19 protein-coding genes are annotated in these 21,796 nt (G+C 59.5%); 13 read left to right on the top strand and 6 right to left on the bottom strand.

What is annotated here, in order from left to right; genetic code table 11:
- The first annotated feature begins 18 nt into the window (after positions 1–18).
- On the top strand, positions 19–1,248 hold the full coding sequence (gene hemW, locus ABDK06_RS00695) for a radical SAM family heme chaperone HemW (RefSeq protein ID WP_394937894.1): 1,230 nt from the start codon (positions 19–21) through the stop codon (positions 1,246–1,248).
- Here the strand turns inward: hemW and ABDK06_RS00700 are convergent.
- Together ABDK06_RS00700 and ABDK06_RS00705 are read right to left on the bottom strand one after the other, a co-directional pair.
- Entirely contained in the window at positions 1,237–1,593 is a 357-nt protein-coding gene (locus tag ABDK06_RS00700) for a DUF4870 domain-containing protein (RefSeq protein WP_394940763.1), read from the bottom strand. The two genes, hemW and ABDK06_RS00700, sit on opposite strands and share 12 nt — an antisense overlap.
- 112 nt (positions 1,594–1,705) lie before the next feature.
- A complete protein-coding gene (locus ABDK06_RS00705) occupies positions 1,706–2,578 on the bottom strand; it encodes a DUF3097 domain-containing protein (protein WP_394937896.1) in 873 nt (290 codons plus the stop codon).
- A 149-nt stretch (positions 2,579–2,727) separates the two neighbouring features.
- Between ABDK06_RS00705 and hrcA the strand changes: the two genes are divergently transcribed.
- The 3 genes from hrcA (at position 2,728) to ABDK06_RS00720 (ending at position 5,775) form a co-directional block, all read left to right on the top strand.
- Positions 2,728–3,738: a heat-inducible transcriptional repressor HrcA gene (gene hrcA / locus ABDK06_RS00710; protein ID WP_394937898.1), complete on the top strand. Its 1,011-nt coding sequence runs from the start codon at positions 2,728–2,730 to the stop codon at positions 3,736–3,738.
- A 39-nt stretch (positions 3,739–3,777) separates the two neighbouring features.
- A complete protein-coding gene (gene dnaJ, locus ABDK06_RS00715) occupies positions 3,778–4,908 on the top strand; it encodes a molecular chaperone DnaJ (RefSeq protein WP_394937900.1) in 1,131 nt (376 codons plus the stop codon).
- 93 nt (positions 4,909–5,001) lie between these two features.
- Positions 5,002–5,775, top strand: coding sequence for a 16S rRNA (uracil(1498)-N(3))-methyltransferase (locus ABDK06_RS00720; protein WP_394937902.1), 774 nt, complete (start codon positions 5,002–5,004; stop codon positions 5,773–5,775).
- 24 nt (positions 5,776–5,799) lie between these two features.
- Here the strand turns inward: ABDK06_RS00720 and ABDK06_RS00725 are convergent, their stop codons facing one another.
- Entirely contained in the window at positions 5,800–6,627 is an 828-nt protein-coding gene (locus ABDK06_RS00725) for a GerMN domain-containing protein (RefSeq protein WP_394937905.1), read from the bottom strand.
- Between the two features lie 359 nt (positions 6,628–6,986).
- Here ABDK06_RS00725 and ABDK06_RS00730 point away from each other — a divergent pair, with 359 nt between their 5' ends.
- The 5 genes from ABDK06_RS00730 (at position 6,987) to ABDK06_RS00750 (ending at position 12,429) form a co-directional block, all read left to right on the top strand.
- The gene (locus ABDK06_RS00730; RefSeq protein WP_394937907.1) at positions 6,987–8,018 is read left to right on the top strand and encodes a PhoH family protein; all 1,032 of its coding nucleotides are present in this window, start codon (positions 6,987–6,989) and stop codon (positions 8,016–8,018) included.
- Entirely contained in the window at positions 8,015–8,488 is a 474-nt protein-coding gene (ybeY, locus tag ABDK06_RS00735; RefSeq protein WP_394937909.1) for an rRNA maturation RNase YbeY, read from the top strand. The genes ABDK06_RS00730 and ybeY overlap by 4 nt, the downstream gene beginning before the upstream one ends.
- Positions 8,485–9,819 carry a hemolysin family protein gene (locus tag ABDK06_RS00740; protein WP_394937911.1) on the top strand — a complete coding sequence of 445 codons (1,335 nt, stop codon included), beginning with the start codon at positions 8,485–8,487 and terminating at the stop codon, positions 9,817–9,819. The genes ybeY and ABDK06_RS00740 overlap by 4 nt, the downstream gene beginning before the upstream one ends.
- Entirely contained in the window at positions 9,812–10,753 is a 942-nt protein-coding gene (gene era / locus ABDK06_RS00745; protein ID WP_394937913.1) for a GTPase Era, read from the top strand. The genes ABDK06_RS00740 and era overlap by 8 nt, the downstream gene beginning before the upstream one ends.
- Before the next feature lie 101 nt (positions 10,754–10,854).
- Positions 10,855–12,429 (top strand): LCP family protein, encoded by a 1,575-nt coding sequence (locus ABDK06_RS00750; RefSeq protein WP_394937915.1) that lies wholly within the window; start codon positions 10,855–10,857, stop codon positions 12,427–12,429.
- A 114-nt stretch (positions 12,430–12,543) separates the two neighbouring features.
- On the opposite strand, the gene ABDK06_RS00755 is transcribed toward ABDK06_RS00750, so the two are convergent.
- On the bottom strand, positions 12,544–14,505 hold the full coding sequence (locus ABDK06_RS00755; RefSeq protein ID WP_394937917.1) for a M13 family metallopeptidase: 1,962 nt from the start codon (positions 14,503–14,505) through the stop codon (positions 12,544–12,546).
- A gap of 297 nt (positions 14,506–14,802) precedes the next feature.
- Here ABDK06_RS00755 and leuA point away from each other — a divergent pair, with 297 nt between their 5' ends.
- The 4 genes from leuA (at position 14,803) to ABDK06_RS00775 (ending at position 19,703) form a co-directional block, all read left to right on the top strand.
- Positions 14,803–16,551: a 2-isopropylmalate synthase gene (leuA, locus tag ABDK06_RS00760; RefSeq protein ID WP_394937919.1), complete on the top strand. Its 1,749-nt coding sequence runs from the start codon at positions 14,803–14,805 to the stop codon at positions 16,549–16,551.
- Positions 16,552–16,809: 258 nt separating this feature from the next.
- Positions 16,810–17,994 carry a hypothetical protein gene (locus ABDK06_RS00765; protein ID WP_394937921.1) on the top strand — a complete coding sequence of 395 codons (1,185 nt, stop codon included), beginning with the start codon at positions 16,810–16,812 and terminating at the stop codon, positions 17,992–17,994.
- A 131-nt stretch (positions 17,995–18,125) separates the two neighbouring features.
- Positions 18,126–18,881, top strand: coding sequence for a DNA repair protein RecO (recO, locus tag ABDK06_RS00770; RefSeq protein ID WP_394937923.1), 756 nt, complete (start codon positions 18,126–18,128; stop codon positions 18,879–18,881).
- A gap of 6 nt (positions 18,882–18,887) precedes the next feature.
- On the top strand, positions 18,888–19,703 hold the full coding sequence (locus ABDK06_RS00775) for an isoprenyl transferase (protein ID WP_394937925.1): 816 nt from the start codon (positions 18,888–18,890) through the stop codon (positions 19,701–19,703).
- 26 nt (positions 19,704–19,729) lie between these two features.
- On the opposite strand, the gene ABDK06_RS00780 is transcribed toward ABDK06_RS00775, so the two are convergent.
- Positions 19,730–20,770, bottom strand: a complete 1,041-nt coding sequence (locus ABDK06_RS00780) for an alpha/beta hydrolase (protein ID WP_394937927.1) — start codon at positions 20,768–20,770, stop codon at positions 19,730–19,732.
- Positions 20,767–21,792 (bottom strand): alpha/beta hydrolase, encoded by a 1,026-nt coding sequence (locus ABDK06_RS00785; protein ID WP_394937929.1) that lies wholly within the window; start codon positions 21,790–21,792, stop codon positions 20,767–20,769. Before ABDK06_RS00785 ends, ABDK06_RS00780 begins: the two co-directional genes overlap by 4 nt.
- Positions 21,793–21,796: the final 4 nt, after the last annotated feature.

Raw genomic sequence — 21,796 nt, forward strand, 5'->3', positions numbered from 1 at the left:
AGAGCTCAGGAGTGAAGCATGCCCAGCACCTTGCCTGAGGGCGATCCGGCGCCGGTGGACGGTGTGCTACCGCTGCAGGCTTCCGAAGGGGCTCTGCAACGCCGTTTTGGTCTCTACGCGCATATTCCTTTCTGTGCGGTGCGTTGCGGCTATTGCGATTTCAACACCTATACCGCGATCGAGCTGGGCGGTGGGGCCTCGCAGGCTGCTTATGCTGGCACCGCGATCCAGGAGATCGAATTCGCGGCAGCGGCCCTGAACGCATCGGGCATTCCGGCCCGCCCGTTAAGCACTGTCTTTTTCGGCGGAGGGACGCCGACCCTGTTACCCGCATCGGATCTAGCCGCCATCCTGAGGTCCGCAATAGATCACTGGGGAATAGCGGCTCAGGCTGAAGTCACCACCGAGGCCAACCCGGATTCGGTGACCCCGCAGAGTCTGGAGCAGCTCGCTGAGGCTGGCTTCACCCGGGTCTCTTTCGGCATGCAATCAGCGGTGCCTCACGTGCTGAAGGTGCTCGACCGGACGCACCGCCCGGAACGGGTACCCCAAGCGGTCGCTTGGGCGCGACAAGCAGGCCTCAAGGTCAGTATCGACCTGATTTACGGCACGCCAGGGGAGAGCATGGAGGATTGGCGGGTTTCGGTTGAGGAAGCGCTGAGCTATTCGCCGGACCATCTCTCCGCCTATGCGCTCATTGTCGAAGAGGGAACCCGGCTCGCTGCCCAGATCCGACGCGGTGAAGTTCCAACGATCGACGACGACGATCACGCCGAGAAATATTTACTCGCCGAGGAATTGCTCTCCCAGGGCGGTCTGAACTGGTACGAAGTCAGCAACTGGGCCCGCACCCCTGAAGACGCCTGCCAGCACAATCTCGCTTATTGGCGGGGTGACGATTGGTGGGGCGTTGGCCCTGGAGCGCATTCCCATCTCGGCGGGGTGCGCTGGTGGAATGTGAAGCACCCCATCGCTTATGCCCAGAGACTGCAAAGCGGTGCCTCACCCGCAGCCGCCAGAGAAGTACTCGACGAGCCGACCAGGCAACTGGAGAACGTCATGCTAGGTGCTCGGTTGGCAGAAGGTTTGCCGATCGATTCTCTCGCTGCGAACGGCAAGAGAGCCGTCCCCTCGCTGATCGCTCGTGAACTCATCGAACCGCAAGACGCTTTTCGCGGAAAGCTGGTCTTGACGGTGAAAGGCAGGTTGCTCGCGGACGGAGTGATCCGCGAGTTGCTAATGGATTAGCCGCAGGTTAAAGGGGTAGCGGTAAGGGTTTCCACGATTGACGTGGATGGCGGCGATCACCGAGAAAACCGTGAGGGTGGCCCAGATGGCTGCAGCGATGATCGCGAACAGGCTGCCGATCACCGGAACTGTCATCGCCAGCACATTCATCAGGATCGCGACCGCGGTGGGCGGCAAGGTGAAGTTAAGTGCTTCTTTCGATTCCTGAGCGGTAAAAGGTCCTCGATCTTTGAAGATCAAGTAGATGACGAGCGCCGGAAAACAGCCAAGGATGCCACCGCAGTGCGCCAGAAAGGCGAATTGCCGGTCCTCGGTAGCGGTCAGCGGAAGCGCGCGGGCGGACATCGGCTCAAACTGCTGGGTGTGACGTTCGGCTTGCTGCCCGGCGTCATCCTCACCCTCAGGAAAAATCACTACCTGTCCTCGCTCAGTTCACGGTCAAAAAGAAATACTTACTTCAGGATACTTCAGCCGTAAGGAAATCAATGACTTCCTCAACCCGAGCCAAAAGCGAGGGTTCTAGATCGGCGTAAGTGGTGACTCTTCCGAGAAGACGTTTCCAGCCCTGAGCAATATCGGCTTGTTCGGTGTGCGGCCAGCCGAAAGCACGGAGGATGCCGATCTTCCATTCAGTGTCCCGAGAAACCACGGGCCAGGCATCGATACCCAGCGCCTGGGGTTTGATCGCCTGCCAAACATCGACATAGGGATGCCCGACGATCAACACGTTCCCCGCTGCACCGGGCAGCGCCATCGACTCGGCAGCGATCCTGGATTCTTTGGAACGCGGAACCAGATGATCCACCAGCACGCCCAGTCGACGGTGCGGACCAGGCTGAAAATCTCGGATCGCCGCCGCCAGCTCGTCGATCCCTCCCAGCGGCTCTACCACGATGCCCTCTAGACGAAGATCATCACCCCAGACCTTCTCAACCAATTCGGCATCGTGCTTGCCTTCCACCCAGATCCGGCTGGCGCGTGCTGTTCTCGCCCTGAGACCGCTGACTTTCACGGAGCCAGAAGCGGTACGCTGCGCCGTCGAACCCGTCGGGCTGGCCGCCTGCTGCGGAGCGACCGCCTCCACCGGCACGCCGTCAACCAGAAAACCAAAACCCAGCTGGAAGGACTTCGTCTTGCCGCGACGGTCCTCCAGCACCATGATGTGCATGCCGCCGGACTTCTCTATGCGGACTACCGCACCAACCCAGCCACTCTGTACATCCTCGAAAACAGTGCCTCGCGAAGCAGGAACCTGAGGCAGCTGTGCGCGAGCCGGTTTCGTCAGAGCCTGGCCCGGGCCCCAGGAGCCGTAATCAAAGGAGGAAGTCACTCTTCAAGTTTGGACTATGCCCTGGTTCGCCGAGGGCTGACACGCCTGCCAGCCGGAATCATCGGATGAAATGACGTACTAGACTTAGCACTTGGATGAGGTGAGTGCTAATTGACACTCGGAATCAGGCGTTCGGCAAGGAGGTAAGGATGAGCGAGCTGCGCAAACTCGAGGTCCTTCGTGCCATCGTGGAAGACTACGTCAATTCTCGTGAACCTGTAGGGTCCAAGGCCCTGGTCGACAGGCATCACCTCGGAGTATCCAGTGCGACGATCCGCAACGATATGGCGGCACTCGAGGAAGAAGGGCTGATCACGGCCCCGCACACTTCGGCTGGCCGGATTCCCACCGACAAGGGGTACCGCCTCTTCGTCGACCGGATCACCGAGGTCAAGCCGCTCTCCGTCGCCGAGCGACGCGCTATCCAGGCGGTACTGAGTGGTCCGGCAGATTTGGACGACGTCCTGGAACGAACGGTGCGGACGCTAGCTCAGCTGACCAATCAGGTCGCGGTAGTGCAGTATCCGACGTCGTCCAATGCCTCGGTCCGCCACGTCGAATTTGTCTCATTAGCGGCTCATCAGGCGCTCGTGGTGTTGATCCTGGACAATGGCAAGGTCGAGCAAAGCGTCTTCGACTTGGGTCAGCAAGTCGATTCGGAGGAGCTCTCCGGGCTGCGGCATCAGTTCCTCTCCGTCTTGGTAGGCGCTCCGGTGAACCAGCTGCCGCTCGTCCTCGAAGCCGTTCTCGGGCTGACCCCGGCTGTGCTGAGCTCAGCCGCTCAGGTGCTCGCCAACGGCCTGGCGGCCCTCGCGCAATCCGCCAAAGAGGAACGCTTCATGGTGGCTGGGACCGCCAACCTGACCCGTTCGAACGTCGACTTCCCGCTCAGCATCGGCCCGGTCCTCGACGCCTTGGAGGAGCAAGTCGTGATGCTTCGGCTGCTCTCCGAGATGGCACAGGACGCTCGCGGCGTCGCGGTCAGCATTGGCCGAGAGAACTCTTACGACTCTCTCTCCGAAGCATCCGTGGTGGCCACCGCCTATGGTGCTAGCTCAGCCAAGCTCGGCGTGCTCGGCCCGATCCGGATGGATTACCCGAATACCATGGCGACGGTGCGCGCGGTTGCCCGGTACCTCTCCCGAATTTTGGCCGGCTAAGCCGGTCGTCAGACTCCGACAGAAAGAGAAAGAGCGACATTGAGTAATCACTATGAGGTGTTGGGGGTTGCCCGCGACGCGACCGGTGAGGAAATCAAGAAGGCCTATCGTAAGCTTGCCCGTCAGTACCACCCCGATGTCTACCAGGGTGAGGATGCTGAGGAGAAGTTCAAGGATGTCTCTCATGCCTACGAGGTGCTTTCCGACCCGCAAAAACGCCGGGTCTATGACACCACGGGCAATGAAAACGGCACCGATAGCGGTTTCGGGGCCGGGTTCTCGGGTCAGGGCTTTGCCTTCCAGGATATTTTCGAGAGCTTCTTCGGCGGTCAGGGAGGCCAGGGACAGGGGCCCATTCCACGCAAGCAGCGTGGTCAGGACGCCTTGATCGGCGTCCGCATCGAGCTTCGCGAGGCGGTCTTCGGCGTCAATAAGAAAATCGAGGTCGACACTGCGGTGCTCTGCGAGACCTGTCACGGGTCCTGCTGCCGCGAGGGCACCACGGAGCAGACCTGCGATATCTGCCATGGCAGTGGTCAGGTGCAGCGCCCGGTGCGTTCCATTTTGGGCCAAGTGATGACGGTTGCCAGCTGTGTCACCTGTCAGGGGCATGGCACCGTGATCCCGGAGCCCTGCAATGAATGCATGGGAGAGGGTCGAGTGCGTTCTCGGCGTTCGCTGACCATCAAGGTGCCCGCCGGGGTGGACACCGGAACCAGGATTCAATTGGCCGCTCAGGGCGAGGCTGGCCCGGCGGGTGGCCCAGCGGGCGATCTGTACGTCGAGATGCGGGTCAACCGCGATACCTTGTTCTCTCGCGAGCGGGACGATCTGCAGGCCAGCGTCAATGTACCAATGACCGCGGCTGCGCTGGGCACCGAATTGACCATCGAAACTTTTGACGGTCCTCAGCAGCTCAACGTCAAACCCGGAACTCAGTCCGGTGAAGTGCTCACGTTACGCGGGCTGGGCGTGACTCATCTGCGTGGACAGGGCCGCGGCGATCTGAAAGTCGAACTCAACGTTGAGACGCCGACCAGGGTCGATGCGGCCCAGGAAGAGTTGCTCAAGCAGCTCGCGGCGCTCCGCGGCGAGCAGTTCACCGAGGGCAAGCTGACCGCTTCCGGTGGGGTTTTCGCCAAGCTGCGCGATAAGCTCGGCGGTCACTAGGAACTGCAAGAACTGCACGGACGGGGTTCTGGAGCGATCCGGGGCACCGTCCGTGCTGTCCGCTGAGCTCGGCGCAGCCCGTAAACTCAGATCGTGACGAATCCAATCTTTTTTGTTGATCCGGCCGAAGTCAGCGAGCTGACCGTCGGCGAGGTTTTTGAGCTCGGCGGCACCGAGGGGCATCACGCCGCCACGGTGAAACGCTTGACGCCGGGTGAAGCCATCGACCTGGTGGACGGCAAGGGATTGCGTTTGCGGGGTACCGTGACAAGCGTGGGGCAGGGCGCGCTGGAGGTCAGTATTGAGGAGCGGCTAGTGGAACCGGTCGCCGAGCCCCGGTTGGTTTTGGTCCAGGCGCTGGCCAAGGATGGCAGAGATGAACTCGCTATCGAAACAGCGACAGAACTCGGGGTTGACGCTATCGTCCCCTGGCAGGCGGATCGCTCTATTGTCCGCTGGAAGGCTGAGCGGGCCGAAAAAGCATTGGCTAAATGGCGTAAAACCGTGCAGGCAGCCGCTAAACAAGCACGCCGGGCCAGGGTACCGGAGGTGCTCGAACTACAGGACAGCACAGCCTTAGCCAAGCTGTCCGACTCGGATCAGGCTGGTTCAGGGATCGCTGCCTCACGGCAATTGCTGGTGCTTCATGAAGAAGCCTCGAGCGGTGTCAAGGAACTCTCCGGGCTGACGGACGCCGAGGACTTATTGTTGATCGTCGGGCCTGAGGGCGGCATTTCTGCCCGAGAACTCGAACTCTTTGCGAGCGTCGGAGCCAAGCAACTCAGATTGGGGGCTCATGTGCTGCGTTCCTCAACGGCCGGCCCGGTGGCCATTGCACTCTTGAGCGAGCGCCTCGGCCGCTGGTGACCCAGGGCCGGACGATATGGCAGCTCAGCGTACCGTAAAGGCCTTGCTATCCAGATCGAGCATTGCGTCGTTCCCGCTGGGGTCGCTACGGTACACCAGAAGTTCATAATTGCCCGGTGGAGGGTTCAGCACGAACTCAAAATTTCCACCCTGGGCGTTGGGCTTTATCGGCGTCGTGCCGCTTTGATAGTTCACTTTCCCACCGGCGGGCTCTACTCGCTGGACACTCCATTGCAGGTTCTGGCTGGAGGTCGGACCGAGACCGTCAACGGTGATGCTGCCGCCGCTGAACACCATTCCCTGCTGTGGATCGATAATCCAGATCGGTGCCTGGGTGGAGGGGTTTCGGCTGATCGGGCGATCCAATTTGACCTGATCGAAGGCCGCGAAATTAGTATGGCCGTCAACGAGCAGCGAGACCTGAATGGATTGATCGGAATCTATCAAACCGGCATTGGCTGCGGCACCGGTTGCGGTGTAAACCAGCTCTTGAATAGCCAGTTGCGCGGTGGCGTTGTCGGTTTGCTTGGCGAAAGCGTCCGCGGAGAGATCCACGGTGATGACGTTCTTCGCTGAAATGGAGGTGGCGATTTTGCTGGCTTTCGACCACGGCGTGGAGTAGTCCGGATCAAGGGGTTTACCGCCGGTCATTAATTGCAAAGCCGATTGAATAGGGTCGCTGCCGGGATCGGCGGGCAGGAATTCTCGGTAAAGGGCTGATTTTCCGTCGACTCGGCCAATCCAGTACACCGGTACTTTGGTGCTGGCTTGAGCGGTCTCCAACGGTGCTGAGCCGAAGGCACCGCTTTCAGAGGAGGAAGTATCGGGAAGATCACTTGCCTGGGTGCTCATCGAATTAGCCGTGCAGGCTGCCAGTGAAAACACGAAAGCTACGGCGCACAGCAGTGCTGTCCACCGTAATCGCGCGTGTTTTTGGCGTATTTTCCGGCTGATCTTTCGTCTCCTCTAACAAATCTGACGCTGTCTGTGCATGGGCACGTCTTACAGCTTGGCATAGTGAAACCACTGAAACGCCGAGTTTGAGCGCTCGATCAAGAACTGCAACCAGATCGAAATAGTTTTGAGATAGAGCTGAGACAGTGGGGTCTGCTGGAATGCATCGTGCCCTGAAAACGATTAATCACGTTAAGATATAGGAGACCGCTAGCCCTTTTAAACGAAAGCGAGCACAAGGCCGTATGGCCGATGCTATGACTGAATCAACTGCAAGTTTCAGTTCGACCGCCTTCCCGCGGACCGTCGCAGGAGTGCGTACCGAGACCATTACCTTTGACTCTCCGGAACAGATGGTTGCCTCGCTGGGCGGTGAAGATCAGGCATTGCGCGCGATTGAAAAGAGCTTCCCGGGAATCGATTTTCATGCTCGGGGCAACGAACTCTCGGTTTCCGGACCGGAGGTCGAGGTGCGTCGAATTGTCAGGCTATTTGACGAGATCAGAGCATTGGTGGTGCGTCAGACCGTCATCACTCCGCAGATCGTGGAACAGCTGGTGACCATGCTGGCGGCGCAGGCCCCGGCGAATCCTGTCGACGTCCTCACCCATAATATTCTGACCAGCCGAGGCCGGACCATCCGCCCCAAGACACTGAATCAGAAAAGCTACGTCGACTCAATTGACGCCAATACCATTGTCTTCGGAATAGGACCGGCTGGCACCGGTAAAACCTATCTGGCAATGGCGAAGGCGGTGCAGGCGCTGCAGCAGAAGGAAGTCAGCCGAATCATTCTGACCAGACCCGCGGTGGAGGCGGGGGAGCGGCTGGGCTTCCTGCCCGGAACGCTCAGCGACAAGATCGACCCATATCTTCGCCCGCTCTATGACGCTCTGCACGACATGATCGACCCGGAGAGCATCCCCCGTTTGATGGCCGCCGGCACCATTGAGGTCGCACCATTGGCCTATATGCGCGGACGCACGCTCAACGACGCCTTCATCATCCTGGATGAAGCCCAGAACACCACCGCCGAGCAGATGAAGATGTTCCTTACCCGGTTGGGATTTGGCTCCAAAATGGTAGTCACCGGCGATATTACGCAGGTTGATCTGCCGGGAGGCGTTCGCTCGGGGCTGCGGGTCGTCGAAGGCATTCTTCAGCAGATCGACGGCATCTCCTTCGCCAACCTGGAAGCCGCCGACGTCGTTCGGCACCGGCTGGTGGGGGATATCGTCACCGCCTATGCCCGCTGGAACGAACAGGCTCAGCAGAACGGAAAATCATGAGTGTCGAAGTCAATAACGAATCCGGGGTCGAGGCCAATGAGGAGGAGATCGTCCGCTTAGTGCGGTATATCTTCGATCATCTCTATCTGCACCCGCAGACCGAGCTCTCAGTGATTTTGGCCGATCGCGAAGCGATCGAGAAGCTCCATCTGGAGTGGATGGACGAGCCCGGGGCCACCGATGTGCTTTCATTCCCGATGGACGAGCTGCGACCGGGCACCTCGGCAAAACCTGCTCCGAACGGTCTGCTGGGTGATATCGTGATCTGCCCGCAGGTCGCCGCGGAACAGGCCGCTGCTGGCGGTCACAGCGTTGAGGATGAGATTCTGCTGCTCGCCACGCACGGCATTCTGCACCTGGTGGGCTACGACCACGCCGAGCCCGAGGAAAAAGCCGAGATGTTCGGCTTGCAGCGTGAACTGCTGAGTGGATTCCTCGGTCGGGATGCCCCAGCGGAGACTACCGCGTGATCACTGCCATTTTGACGGCAATGGCCCTTGCTTTTATCGTCATCGCTGCTGTCATCACCATGTCGGAGGCTGCGCTCAACTTCCTGCCCCGTCATGAGGTTGAGACCATCCAGGAGGAACGCGATCCGGTTCGACGGAATCGCCAAGCCAGTCTGCGAACCATCCTGGATCATCCGGTGGCGCATCAGAATGCCCTGAGATTCTGGCGAATCTGGTTCGAGATGGCCGCCGCCGTGGCGGTGGCCATGTTGTTCTTGAACCTGATCGATAACATCTGGATCGCGGGTCTGCTCGCCACCGCGGTGATGGCCGCCATCGGATTCGTTTTGGTCGGAGTTTCGCCCCGGCAATTCGGCAGACTCCATCCTTTATCGGTAGCGCGTGCCACCGCCTGGCTGATTCGCTTGCTCTGCTGGATTCTGGGCCCGATCCCACGCTGGCTGATCAGGGTGGGCAATGTGTTCGCCCCCGGTGCTCCCAGAGCTGAAACAGCTTTCGCCTCGGAAGAGGAGTTCCGTGAATTCGTCGATCGGGCCAGCGAATCGGACATGATCGAAGACGATGAGGCCGAGCTGATCCAGAGTGTATTCGAACTCGATGACACGCTGGTCCGGGCGGTCATGGTGCCCAGAACCGATATCGTGAGCATCGAACGCGGTTCCACGCTGAAGCAGGCTCTGGCGCTGTTCATCCGATCCGGCTATTCCAGGATCCCGGTGATCGGTGAGGACTCGGACCAGGTACTCGGAGTGCTCTATCTCAAGGATGTAGTGGCCACTCAGCAACGACTCGGCCGGGATGAAGCAGCCCCCTCGGTGGAATTGCTGAGTCGCGAAGTGCGCTACGTCCCGGATTCCAAGGCTGTTGGAGATTTACTCAGAGAACTGCAACGTGAATCAACCCACGTGGCGATCGTGATCGACGAATACGGCGGAACCGCGGGATTGGTCACCCTTGAGGACTTGATCGAGGAGATCGTCGGCGAGATCGTCGATGAATATGACTCAGAGGATCCTGAGGTCGAGGAAATCGGGCCAAATACCTATCGGATCAGTGCCAAGATGAGTGTGGACGATCTGGGCGAGCTCTTTGACGTCGACCTTGAGGACGACGAAGTGGATACGGTCGGCGGTCTGCTCTCCAAGCACCTAGGGAAAGTGCCGATTGTCGGCAGCGAAGTGCAAGTCGATGGTATCGAATTGCGAGCCGAGCGACTTGAGGGCCGCCGTAACCGGGTCAGCCATCTGATCGCGAGTAGATTGATTCATCAGGATGACGATCGTGATGACGACGAGGCTGAGCTATCCGAGAAAGTAGAAGAACATGACTGAGAACGAGACGAAAAAGCCTTATCGAGCGGGCTTCGCGGTGCTGGTGGGGCGACCGAACGCCGGGAAGTCCACTCTCACGAATGCCCTGGTGGGGCAGAAGGTCGCCATCACCTCGGCGAAACCGCAGACCACGCGGCATACTATCCGGGGCATTGTGCATCGCGAGGAATTCCAACTCATCTTGGTCGACACCCCTGGCCTGCATCGCCCGCGCACTCTGCTGGGGCAGCGGCTGAACGATCTGGTGGCCGGCACTTTGTCCGAGGTCGATGTGATCGGGTTCTGCCTGCCTGCTAACGAGAAGATCGGCCCGGGGGACCGGTTCATCGCTAACCAGCTCTCGCAATTGCAACGCAAACCCATTATCGCCCTGGTCACTAAAACCGATCTGGTGAGTCGGGCAGTTCTCACCGAGCAGTTGCTCGCGGTATCTGCGCTGGGTCAGCAGGTGCTGGGCGGCGAGGGCTTTGCCGACGTCGTGCCTGTCTCCGCTACCGAGGACTTCCAGGTCGATACCGTCGCGGCGGTACTGGCCGGTCATATGCCCGAGTCACCGCCGCTCTACCCCGAGGGCGAACTGACAGATGAACCGGTCGCCGTGATGGTCGCCGAACTGGTCAGGGAAGCCGCGCTGGAAGGCGTCCGCGAAGAGCTCCCGCATTCACTCGCGGTTGTCGTCGATGAGATCCAGGAGCGTGAAGGCCGTAGCGCGGACAATCCCTTATTGGATGTTCACGTCAATCTTTATGTCGAGCGTCCGTCGCAGAAAGCCATTATCATCGGCAAAGGCGGTTCCCGCTTGCGCGAAGTCGGTAGTAACGCGCGCTTGGGAATTGAGAAGCTGCTGGGTACTCGGATCTATCTGGATCTGCACGTCAAAGTAGCTAAGGACTGGCAGCGGGATCCCAAGCAATTGGGTAAGCTCGGCTTCTGAGCGGGTGCCGGGCACAGCGGCTTCCCAGCCGGTACTTGGCTCTGTCTGGGCGTCCTTCCAGTAGAATAGGGAGTTCTGTCATCGACGAAGGGTACTGCTAAATGAGCGGTCGCCGTATTTATCGGGGCAATGGCGCCTCCTCAGAACGCCAGTATGTTGATTCCACCGGCACTCCCACTGAGCCCGTGCGGAAAAACAAGCAGCCCCGGCATCTACGAGAACGCAGAGTGCCGCTATGGATCAAGATCATCTCAGCCGGGCTCAGCCTGGTATTGGTAGCGGGCGTAGGCTTCGCTGCCTATCTCTTCCTGCACTTGCAGGGGAATATCAAGACCGACGATCTCAACGCTGGGTTGGGCAGTGCTGCGCCCGTCGCGGATGACAATCATGACCCGATCCAGATCCTGATTATGGGGACCGATACCAGGTCCGGTCAGGATTCAGCGTACGGCAGCGAATCGGATTCTTCGGGTTACGGCAATTCAGATGTGATGATGCTGATGAATCTTTCAGCCGACCGGAAAAACGTCTCGGTGGTCAGCTTTCCGCGCGATTTGATGGTGCCGTTTCCTGGTTGCAAGAACCCCAAGGGCAGCGATCCGCTGCCAGCCCAGCAGAGCATTCAGCTGAATTCTGCATTGGCGATGGGTGGTCCGGGCTGCACGGTGGCAACCATCAATGCCTTCACCGGACTCACTATCGACCACTTCATGCTCGCGGACTTCAAAGCGGTCAAGGATCTGACCACGGCTTTGGGCGGGGTGGAGGTCTGCGTCAGCAAGGAAGTCAAAGACGCCGCTTCGGGGCTCAATCTGCCCGCCGGGAAATCCAGCATCGCCGGTGACCAGGCGCTGGCTTTCCTGCGCACTCGGCACGCCTTCGGCAATGCGGGAGACACCGATCGGATCAAGGCTCAGCAAGCCTTCCTGGCCTCGATGACGCGCAAAATCAAAAGCGAAGGCACACTGACCGATTTACCGAAACTGTACAACATCGCAGATATCGTCACTCGAAATCTCACGGTCGACTCCGGGCTTTCCAACCCGGCTGCATTGATCAGCATGGCTAGCCGGCTTAAGGACGTCGATCTCTCCCAGGTGGCCTTTGTCACCGTTCCTTCGGGTGCGGACGCTCTAGACACTAATCGCCTGGTACTCAGTGAACCTGCCGCCGGGCAGCTCTTCCAGGCGATCAAGTCCGATACCCCTTTGACCGCAAGCCCGAAGTCCAGTTCCGCGGCATCCAGTCCGGCCCAGGGCGCGACGCCGTCCAGCAGCGCCGCCAAACCGCCGGCCACAGCCTATAACAAAGCGCTTCAGCCGGTGATCGTCAGCAATGCTTCAGGAGTTCCGAGCAGGGCTGCGGAGTTACTGCAATTACTCAGCAGCGCTGGGTATACCAATTCCGCGCAGGGTGAAGCGGTACCCGAGCAGGCGAGTACCCAATTGCTCTATGGCAGTGGCTTCGCCGACGTCGCCCAGGATCTGGCAGAGCTCTTCGGCCTTCCCGCGAGTGCCTTGGCGCCCGCTCCCGCCATGAACGGTGTGCAGTTACTCGTCGGTGCCGATTTCAGTTCGGGCCATAAGATCGGCAAAGTCGCTTTACCCTCGGATATCGTGGCAGGCACTGCAAATCAACCTATTCAATGCCAAGACGTCAATGATCTGCCGCACTAATCCTGCCGTACTGAATGCTCAGCGATCCTGAAAGAGATAGCCTCGGCAAGACCGCCAGGGGCTTCCGTTCCCTGCGCCCTTGCCGAGGCTATGTAGGCTGACTTCAGCTAGCCTTTACCAGATTCTCACCCGATCGGCGGGATCAAGCCAGAGTCCATCGCCCTGCTCGGTGTGGAAACTCTGGTGGAAGGCATCGATGTTCTTCACCACTTGATTACAACGCCATTCCCCGGGGGAATGCGGATCGATCGAAACCCTCCGGATGGCTTCTTCGGGTCGATTTTTGCCGCGCCAGCATGCTGCCCACGAGAAGAAGAACCGTTCGCCACCGCTGAGCCCACCGATCTCTGGCGAATCGGCGCCCTGCAGCGCACTCTGCCAGGCCGCAAAAGCGATGCTCAGCCCACCTAGATCACCGATGTTCTCGCCCAGGGTGAGTTTTCCATTGAGCGGATGATCGGGGGCGTCGAGCGGGCTCAGCGCATTATATTGCTCGACGAGTTTCGCGGTCCGGGCCTCGAAGGCCTCCCGATCAGCATCGGTCCACCAATTGTTCAGCGCACCATCTCCGTCGAACTGCGATCCCTGATCGTCAAACCCATGACCGATTTCATGACCGATCACCGCCCCGATGCCGCCGAAGTTCGCGGCGTCGTCCGCGTCAGCATCGAAGAAGGGAGGCTGCAGAATAGCGGCCGGGAAGACGATCTCGTTCATCGTCGGGTTGTAGTAGGCGTTGACCGTCTGCGGCGTAATGAGCCATTCCTCACGGTCGATCGGCTGACCGATTCTGGCCAGTTGGCGATTGAGCTCAAAGAGATGGGCTCGCCGGACATTCCCCAGCAGATCGTCCGCTGAGATCTGCAAGGCCGAATAGTCCTGCCAGACATTGGGATAACCGATCTTAGGAACGAACTTGTCGAGTTTCTGCAAGGCCCGAGCCTTGGTCTGCTCGCTCATCCAGTCCAATTCCTTGATCGAGACACGGTAGGCCTCGATCAATCCGGCCACCAGGCTCTCCATGCGTGCCTTGTGGGAAGCTGGGAAATGCCGGGCTACGTAAAGCTGCCCAACAGCCTCGCCAAGGCAGTTCTCCACCAGCCCCACACCGCGTTTCCAACGCTCGCGGATCTCGGTGGCTCCGCTGAGTGCGGTGCCGTAGAAGGCAAAGTTCTCCGCCACCACGTCCGAAGACAAATAAGGAGCCGCCGAAGAGATGACTCTCATGGTCAGCCAGTCCTGCCAGGCTTCAAGGGGCTGCGCTTGCAGTAACTGCTGCAACGTCCTGAAGAAATCAGGGGTACTCACCACGATCTCGGCGGTCTGCTGTTCGGAGACTCCTAGCGCTTCAAGCCAGATCCCGAAGCTCGGCATCAGTTCCAGGACTTCGCTGTGGCTCAATAAGTTATAGGTCTTCTGGGGGTCCCGCAGGGTGACCTTATCCCAGTGCCCTAAGGCCAGGGCGGTCTCCAGAGCCATCACGCGCTCGGCTGCGGTAGCTGCTTCTGCGACCCCTGCTAGGGCCAGCATCTTGGCGATATGCTGCTGATATTTCTGCCTCAGCTCGGCGGATTTCTCTTCCCGGTAATAGGCCTCATCCGGCAGACCAAGCCCGCTCTGGCCGATCTGGAATAGATAACGCGTTGGATCGCCCGGGTCGTTGTAGACATAGAAGCCAATCGGACCGCTGGTTTCGCCGCGTTGCAACTTCCCGGTCAGCGCTAGCAGGTCTTCCGCGTTCTGGGTGGCATAGATCGCCCTGATGGTGTCGGTCAGCGGGCTGATTCCCGCGGCGTCAACAGCTTGATCGTCCATGAAACTCGCATAAAGATCGCCGACCTTCCGCTCTTCGGCGGTACCGTCCGTCTTACCAGCAGCGGTTTCGATCAGTTCACGGACCGCCAGCTCGGACTCATCCCGAAGATCCATGAAAGAGCCCGCGGATGATCGGTCCGCCGGGATCTCGTGAGAGTCCAGCCATCTTCCATTGACGTAACGGAACAAGTCGTCCTGGGGTCTGCTCTGAGGGTCAAAAGTGCTCTGGTCGATATCTGAGGAGGTGCCTGACGGCGTCATCGATGTCTCTTTCAGCTAGTTCTGGGATATCGGACTACCAGGAGACGAAGGGTCTTTGGAGCGTCTAAAAACGCGCCGATCCGCCGATGTAACCTGGTTCACTTTCATCCTACGCGCCGTGCTAGGCTACTTTTGTGCGCGCTGGAATTCTTCTTCTTAGCTGCCGCGGCGAGGTCATAACCCGCTAATCCCGCTCCCTGGAGCGAGTCGATTCTTGGACAGGCCGATTCCTCGCCGCGGAGTTTTGCTGTACCCCGGCCCGGAAATCACCAGAACCCAGAGAAAAGGCCTGCCGCCATGCGAAACGCTCAAAAACCTTCCGGAATGCCCATCCACCGCTATTTGCCGTTCCACGAGCAGATCGAGGTTTCGCTACCCGATCGGAGCTGGCCGGAGAAACGGATCACTAAGGCTCCGCGCTGGTGCGCCGTCGACCTGCGCGATGGCAACCAGGCCTTGATCGATCCAATGAGCCCGGCACGCAAGCTGAAGATGTTCGAATTGCTGGTCCGGATGGGTTACAAGGAGATCGAGGTGGGTTTCCCCTCGGCTTCCCAGACGGATTTTGACTTCGTCCGGCAGCTGATCGAAGGCAATCGCATTCCCGAGGACGTCACCATCCAGGTGCTCACCCAGGCTCGGGAGCACCTGATTGAACGCACCTATGAATCCTTGATGGGCGCCAAGCAAGCGATCGTGCACCTCTACAACTCCACTTCGGTGCTGCAACGCAGGGTGGTCTTCAATGAAGATCAGGACGGCGTGATGGCGATCGCCACCCAGGGCGCGCTGCTCTGCAAGAAGTATCAGGAGACCTTGGGCGATACCAAGATCACCTATGAGTATTCACCCGAATCCTTCACCGGCACCGAGCTGGACTATGCGGTCCGGGTCTGCAACGCCGTGGCCGATATTTTCGAAGCTTCCGCGGACAATCAAGTGATTGTGAACCTGCCTGCCACCGTGGAGATGATCACTCCTAACGTGTACGCGGATTCCATTGAATGGATGAGCCGTCATCTGCACCCGCGGGAAGGCATCATCCTGAGCCTGCACCCCCATAATGACCGCGGCACCGGCGTCGCGGCGGCGGAATTGGGTTACCTGGCTGGCGCGGATCGCATCGAAGGCTGTCTTTTCGGTAACGGAGAGCGCACCGGGAACGTCGATCTAGTAACTCTCGGCCTGAACCTGTTCAGCCAGGGTGTGGACCCGATGATTGATTTCTCAGATATCGACGAGATCCGGCGCACCGTTGAGTACTGTAATCAGCTCCCGGTGCCGGAACGTATGCCTTATGGCGGAGATCTGGTCTTCACCGCTTTCTCCGGCTCACATCAAGATGCCATTAAGAAGGGCTTCGAGGCCCTGGAACGGGACGCCGCGGCCGCTGGGGTAGAGGTCAAGGATGCAGTCTGGGCGGTTCCGTACCTGCCGGTTGATCCCAAAGACCTGGGCCGCAGCTATGAAGCCGTGATCAGAGTCAACTCTCAGTCGGGTAAGGGCGGGGTGGCTTACTTGCTCAAGAATGAGCACAACCTCGACCTGCCGCGCCGTGCTCAGATCGAGTTCTCCTCGGTCATTCAGCGGCGCACGGACACCGCTGGCGGTGAGGTGAGCGGCAATGAGCTGTGGGATGCCTTCATCGATGAGTACCTGCCCAGCCCGGATACCAATGCAGCGGGGCAGTGGGGGCGTTATGCGCTGGGCTCTACCAGCGTTGAGGCCGGCGATGACGGTTCGACGACGCTCAGTGCCACCATGACGATCGACGGCGTGGAGCAGCGGCGCACCGGCACCGGAAACGGCCCGATCGCCGCGCTGCTGACCATCCTCCGGGAAGACGGCGTGGATCTGCGGGTGCTCGACTACACCGAGCACGCGCTTTCCGAGGGCGGCAGTGCACAGGCGGCCTCCTATGTGGAATGTGCTGTGGGGGATCGCGTACTGTGGGGCGTCGGAATCGATCCGAACACCACGACGTCCTCCCTCAAGGCAGTGATCTCCGCTGTCAACAGAGCGATTCGAGATACTCGCGCAGCTTAGAGCCTCTGTTTCGAGGTGGATTTCGCGGGTGGTTTCACGCGGTTTTGAACCGTCGGGTGAGACCACCCACGAGCTGTCCGTACACAGCTTTGAAAGAATTAAAAAGCTCATTCCCAGGTAATTTTCAGCAAATACCTGTATTCCTGTGAGGGTGCTTAGGCACCCGGAACCTCTCAGATTGAGTGGCATAAAGACGTGCCACTCAGCGGAGCGGATTTCTGGCAAAGGCAAAAGCCCTCTTCAGGAAAGGTCTTCACCATGTCAGATAAATCTTCACGGGCCAAGTTTCTGGCGGCCACAGCCGTCCTCACACTTGGTTTGAGCGGCATCGGAGCGACCGCGATCTTCGCGACGTCGGCCAATGCGGCTCCCGCAGCCTTGGCCGATACCGATGGCGATACATTGCCAGATATCTGGGAAACCCAAGGCTACGATGCCAATGGAGACGGCGTAATCGACGTCGACCTTCCAGCGATGGGCGCGGATCCCAACCACAAAGACCTCTTTGTGGAGATGGACTATATGGCGGGCCGTCTGCCGAGCAGCACGGTGGCCTTCGACCGGATCGTCGATGTCTTCGCCAGTTCACCGATCAGCAACCCCGATGGGGTGAGCGGGATCAAGCTCCACCTGGATGCCGGCGTCGCCGGTGGCGGCACTTACAACCTGGGCGGCGGCAATCAGGTCCCCTATGATTCCAATCTGAGCCCGGTGCTTTCACAGACCAATGCGATCAAGTCGGCGAACTTCGATTCGAAGCGGGCCGCGGTGTTCTATTACATGCTCTGGGCGGATGACTACGACAGCAGCTGCAGTAGCGGCAACGCTTTCGCGATCCCCAACGACACCTTCGTGGTCACGATGGGACCGCGGTGTGGCTGGACGGTGACTCAGGATATGCAGGTCGGCACTTTCGTCCACGAGTTCGGCCATACCCTGGGCTTCACCCACGGCGGCAATGACAGCGTTAACTACAAGCCCAACTACCTTTCGGTGATGAACTACACCTTCCAGTTCGGCGGGGTGCCGAAGGCCGATGGCACCTCCTACTTCGGATACTCCAGTGTGAACCCGGGCTCGCTGAACGAGAACAGTCTCAATGAATCCAACGGTTTGGGTGCTTCGGCTTCAGCGTGGAAGACCACCTGGTTCTGCCCGGATAAGACCGCGCGAACTACCGCGGTCAACGCTAGCCAGCCGATCGACTGGAACTGCAACGGTTCGCTGACCAGCGGCGTGTCGAGCGATATCAATAAGAGCGGCGGCAAGAGCACACTGGGCTCCTCCAATAACTGGGCCAGCATCCAGTTCGGTGGTGGCTCGGTCGGCGGCTCGGGAAGCCTGGCAGAATCCCGGACGCCTTCCTCGGTGGAGCACACCGAACACGAGCTGACGAAGTCCGATTGGGACAATCTGAAGGTCGGGGTTCTGCCGGGTCACTGAGACCGGCTCATTCCTGTCTTGATGACTGAGGGTTGAAGGTGTGGTTCCCGGCGTCGGGGGCCACACCTTCAACGTTAAAGTTCGGCCGGTCAATCCGGGGTCTTGGGCCGCTGAGGTGGCAGAATGAAGCGGTGGCCGCACACTCTTCTTTCGCAGCGCGCACCTACCGGGTGGACGCCGTTGTGTTGCGCACCCATAAGCTCGGAGAGGCTGATCGGATCATCACCTTGCTGACCAGTGATCATGGTCAGATTCGCGCTGTCGCTAAGGGAGTCCGCAGGACTTCCAGTAAATTCGGTGGCCGGTTGGAGCCTTTTATGGTCTCAGATCTGCAATTAGTCGCCGGACGTACTCTCGATATCATTTCCCAGGCAGTCACTAAAAGCTCTTATGGGCAATCGATCGCTGCCCATTATGACCGCTATACTGTCGCCACCGCGATGGCAGAGACAGCTGAGAAGCTCACAGACGCAGATTCTGAGTCTGCGGGAGCGCAGTACCGGCTGCTGGTCGGAGCTCTTGCGGCGTTGTCTCGCGGCGACCATGCCGCCGAGTTGATTCTCGATTCATATCTTCTGCGTTCTTTGGCCACGGCGGGTTGGGCACCGAGTTTTGATGCCTGTGCTCGCTGCGGCGCGACCGGCCCGCACACAGCCTTCTCAGCCGCGCTCGGAGGTGCGGTGTGCCATGACTGCAGGCCTCCTGGCTCACCCTCGCCCTCCGTGGAAACGATGCGGCTGCTGGCTGCGCTGCTCAGCGGAGATTGGGCAGTGGCAGATGTCTCTGAACCGGCAAACCGGCGGGAGGCCGCCGGACTGGTGGCCAGCTTTGTGCAGTGGCATTTGGAGCGCAATGTGCGCTCGTTGCGTCTGGTAGAGAGAAACTGAGAAATAATGGCTCGACGATCCACCCGAAGCACCGCTAAACCAGAGGTGCAGGCTCCCTGGTCGCACCCATCAGGTGCCGTCAAACCACAAATACCGGCTGAGTTGATCCCGCAGCACGTCGCCATCGTGATGGACGGCAACGGACGCTGGGCTAATCAGCGTGGCCTGACCCGGATCGAAGGGCACAAAGCGGGGGAGCCCGCATTGCTCGACGTCATGGCGGGTGCGATTGAACTGGGCATCAAATACGTCACTGTCTACGCCTTTTCCACGGAGAATTGGCGGCGCTCCCCGGAAGAAGTGCGCTTCCTGATGGGCTTCAATCGTGATGTGCTGCGCAGGCAGCGGGATCAGCTGGACGCCTGGGGTGTGCGGGTGCGCTGGTCAGGGCGGAAACCCCGGCTCTGGGGCTCGGTGATCAAAGAGCTTGAGATCGCCCAAGAGCGGACCAAGGACAACGACACCATTACCTTGACCATGTGCGTCAACTACGGAGGCCGAGCGGAACTGGCCGATGCGGTTTCCTCGATCGCCCGAGAAGTGGAAGCCGGTAGGCTCAAAGCCTCGGCGATCACTGAACGCACCATTCAGAAGCATCTCTATCTGCCCGATGTTCCGGACGTCGATCTTTTCATGAGATCCAGCGGTGAACAACGGCTTTCGAACTTCGTGCTGTGGCAGAGTGCCTACGCCGAGTTCGTCTTCCTGGACACCCTCTGGCCGGATGTCGATCGGAGAACTCTCTGGGAGGCAGTCGATATCTATGCCCGCCGAGACCGCCGCTATGGCGGCGCGATCGATGCTTCTGCGGTGACCGGCTAGGTCATCACCGACTAATTCATCACCGGCTAGTTCTCCGGGCCGTAGGCGCGCATCCAGTGACCGATATCGGCGTAAGCGGCGTCCCTGACGGACTGCCGCGAGAGGAAGATGTCGTGGAGCCCGCCGGAATAGCGGTTGACCATCACTCGATGCCCGATCTGCAGGCCCAGCTTGGCCATCTGCTGGACGTCGATCACAGCGTCGACTCCCTGCATCTGCTCGCTCCAATCCGCTTGAATAAGGGTTTTCTCGGAGAGCAGCATCAGAATTGGAGCCTGAATGCTGAGCCCCTTTGAGACCTGGGCATGGCCGTTCAGCACCGCTTTGATCCAGCCCGCTCGGAACGGGAATGAGTTAGCCGGGCGCCAGCGGGGATCGAGATCCCATTCACCGTGCGCCGTGCTGCTCACCGACTGCCAATAAGCAGTCATATCCGGATGATTGAAGACTCGCTTCGGATCTGAACGGACAAAGGGGTCCACCAGGTGGGTGGCGATCTGCCGCAGAAAACGGCTGCCCTGCAGTTCCAGCCACGGTCCGTTGAGAATGAGGGACGATAAGATTCCGGGGTGCCGATCGGCCCAGAGCGTGGCGATCAGAGCACCGAGCGAGTGAGCGAGCAGATGGATTCGGCAGTCGTGACCCAGATCCGCGCCGATCGCCTCCAGGGCGGCGGCTAGGTCCTCATCGTAGATCGCCAGGTCTTCAGTGAAACCCTCAGACTGTCCTTCTCGTAAGCTGCGGCCGTATTTGCGCAGATCCAGTGCATAAAAATTGATCCCGCGTTCGGTGAAAAATTCAGCGAGCTCAGTTTGGAAGAAATAATCCGCCCAGCCATGAAGGTAGAGCACGACCTCCTCGGGATGCGAGGATTCGCTGGGCTTGAGCTCGACAACTCGCTGCCACCAGCTCCTATCGGGTACGGGTTTGCGCTTCGGACGGTGCCGCACCAGGGTGGCGACGACCGGGCCCTCTTCATCTGAGTCCAAGTCGAGAGTCAGTTTTTGATAGCCAGGACCCAGGAAATCCTGCTCCCACTGAGCACGGGTAGCCGTCTCCACCGTCATCCTGCACTCCCATTCTTCTCATCTCGGGGATCCGGGACGAGCATATAACCTTGCAGCCAACGCCGCAGTCGCGCATAAGCCTCTTCGCGCACTGGTCTTTCGGAGAGCAGCACATCGTGCAGTCCGCCGTCGATCTTTTCTATACTGACGCTCTGCCCCAGCGTGATCGCACGGGCTGCCATGGTCTGGATATCGAGTACGGCATCGGCGCTGCGCATGCCTTCACGCCAGCGCGGTCCATTCAAGCTACGAGCACTCATCATCACCAGGATAGGCACGGGAATGTCCAGACCGCGAGCCACTTGGGCCTGGCCGGCCAGAATAGCGCTCATCCAGCCCCAGCGCATCGGAAAGGCCAGCGGAGGGCGTAAGCGGTCATCGAGATCCCATTCACCCTCGGCATGCGAGGAGATGGAACGCCAGTAAAAATTCCTTTCGGGTGCCTTGATCCGGCTTTGCGGCCACCAGCGGGCCAGCGGTTCCACCATGGAATACATGCCATAACGCACAAAGGAACTTCCATGCATTTCCAGCCACGGGCTATTGAGAATCAGATGGCTCACTGTCTCCGGAAACCGGCTGGTCCATAACGCCGCGACCAGGCCTCCGGTGGAATGCCCCATCAGCGCGACCTGAGGTGATTGATCTGACCGGCCATAGTGCTCATGCAAATCCTCGACGACGACCTTGAGCGCTTTGCTCAATTCCGTATCGTAATCCTCGAGGTCAGCGACGAATCCGCCGACGCTGTGATCCCGAAGACTACGTCCGTGATTGTGCAGGTCAAGCGCATAAAAGGCGACTCCCAGTTCAGTGAAGAATTCAGCCAATTCGGTATTGAAGAAGTAATCGCTCCAGCCGTGGATGAAAAGCACCGCCTGGTGAGGCAGTGCCGGCTGCGACTCCGGGAAATGCCTGACCAGGGTGGCGATCTCATGTTCAGCGCCGTCGCGTCCAACATCGAGCACGGTGGATTCGTAGCCGGGACCGAGCACGTCCTGCTCCCAGCGAAGTTCAGTCATTCAA

Origin of the sequence: Psychromicrobium ferritrahens (genome assembly GCF_043789415.1) — a bacterium.
Lineage (GTDB): Bacteria > Actinomycetota > Actinomycetes > Actinomycetales > Micrococcaceae > Renibacterium.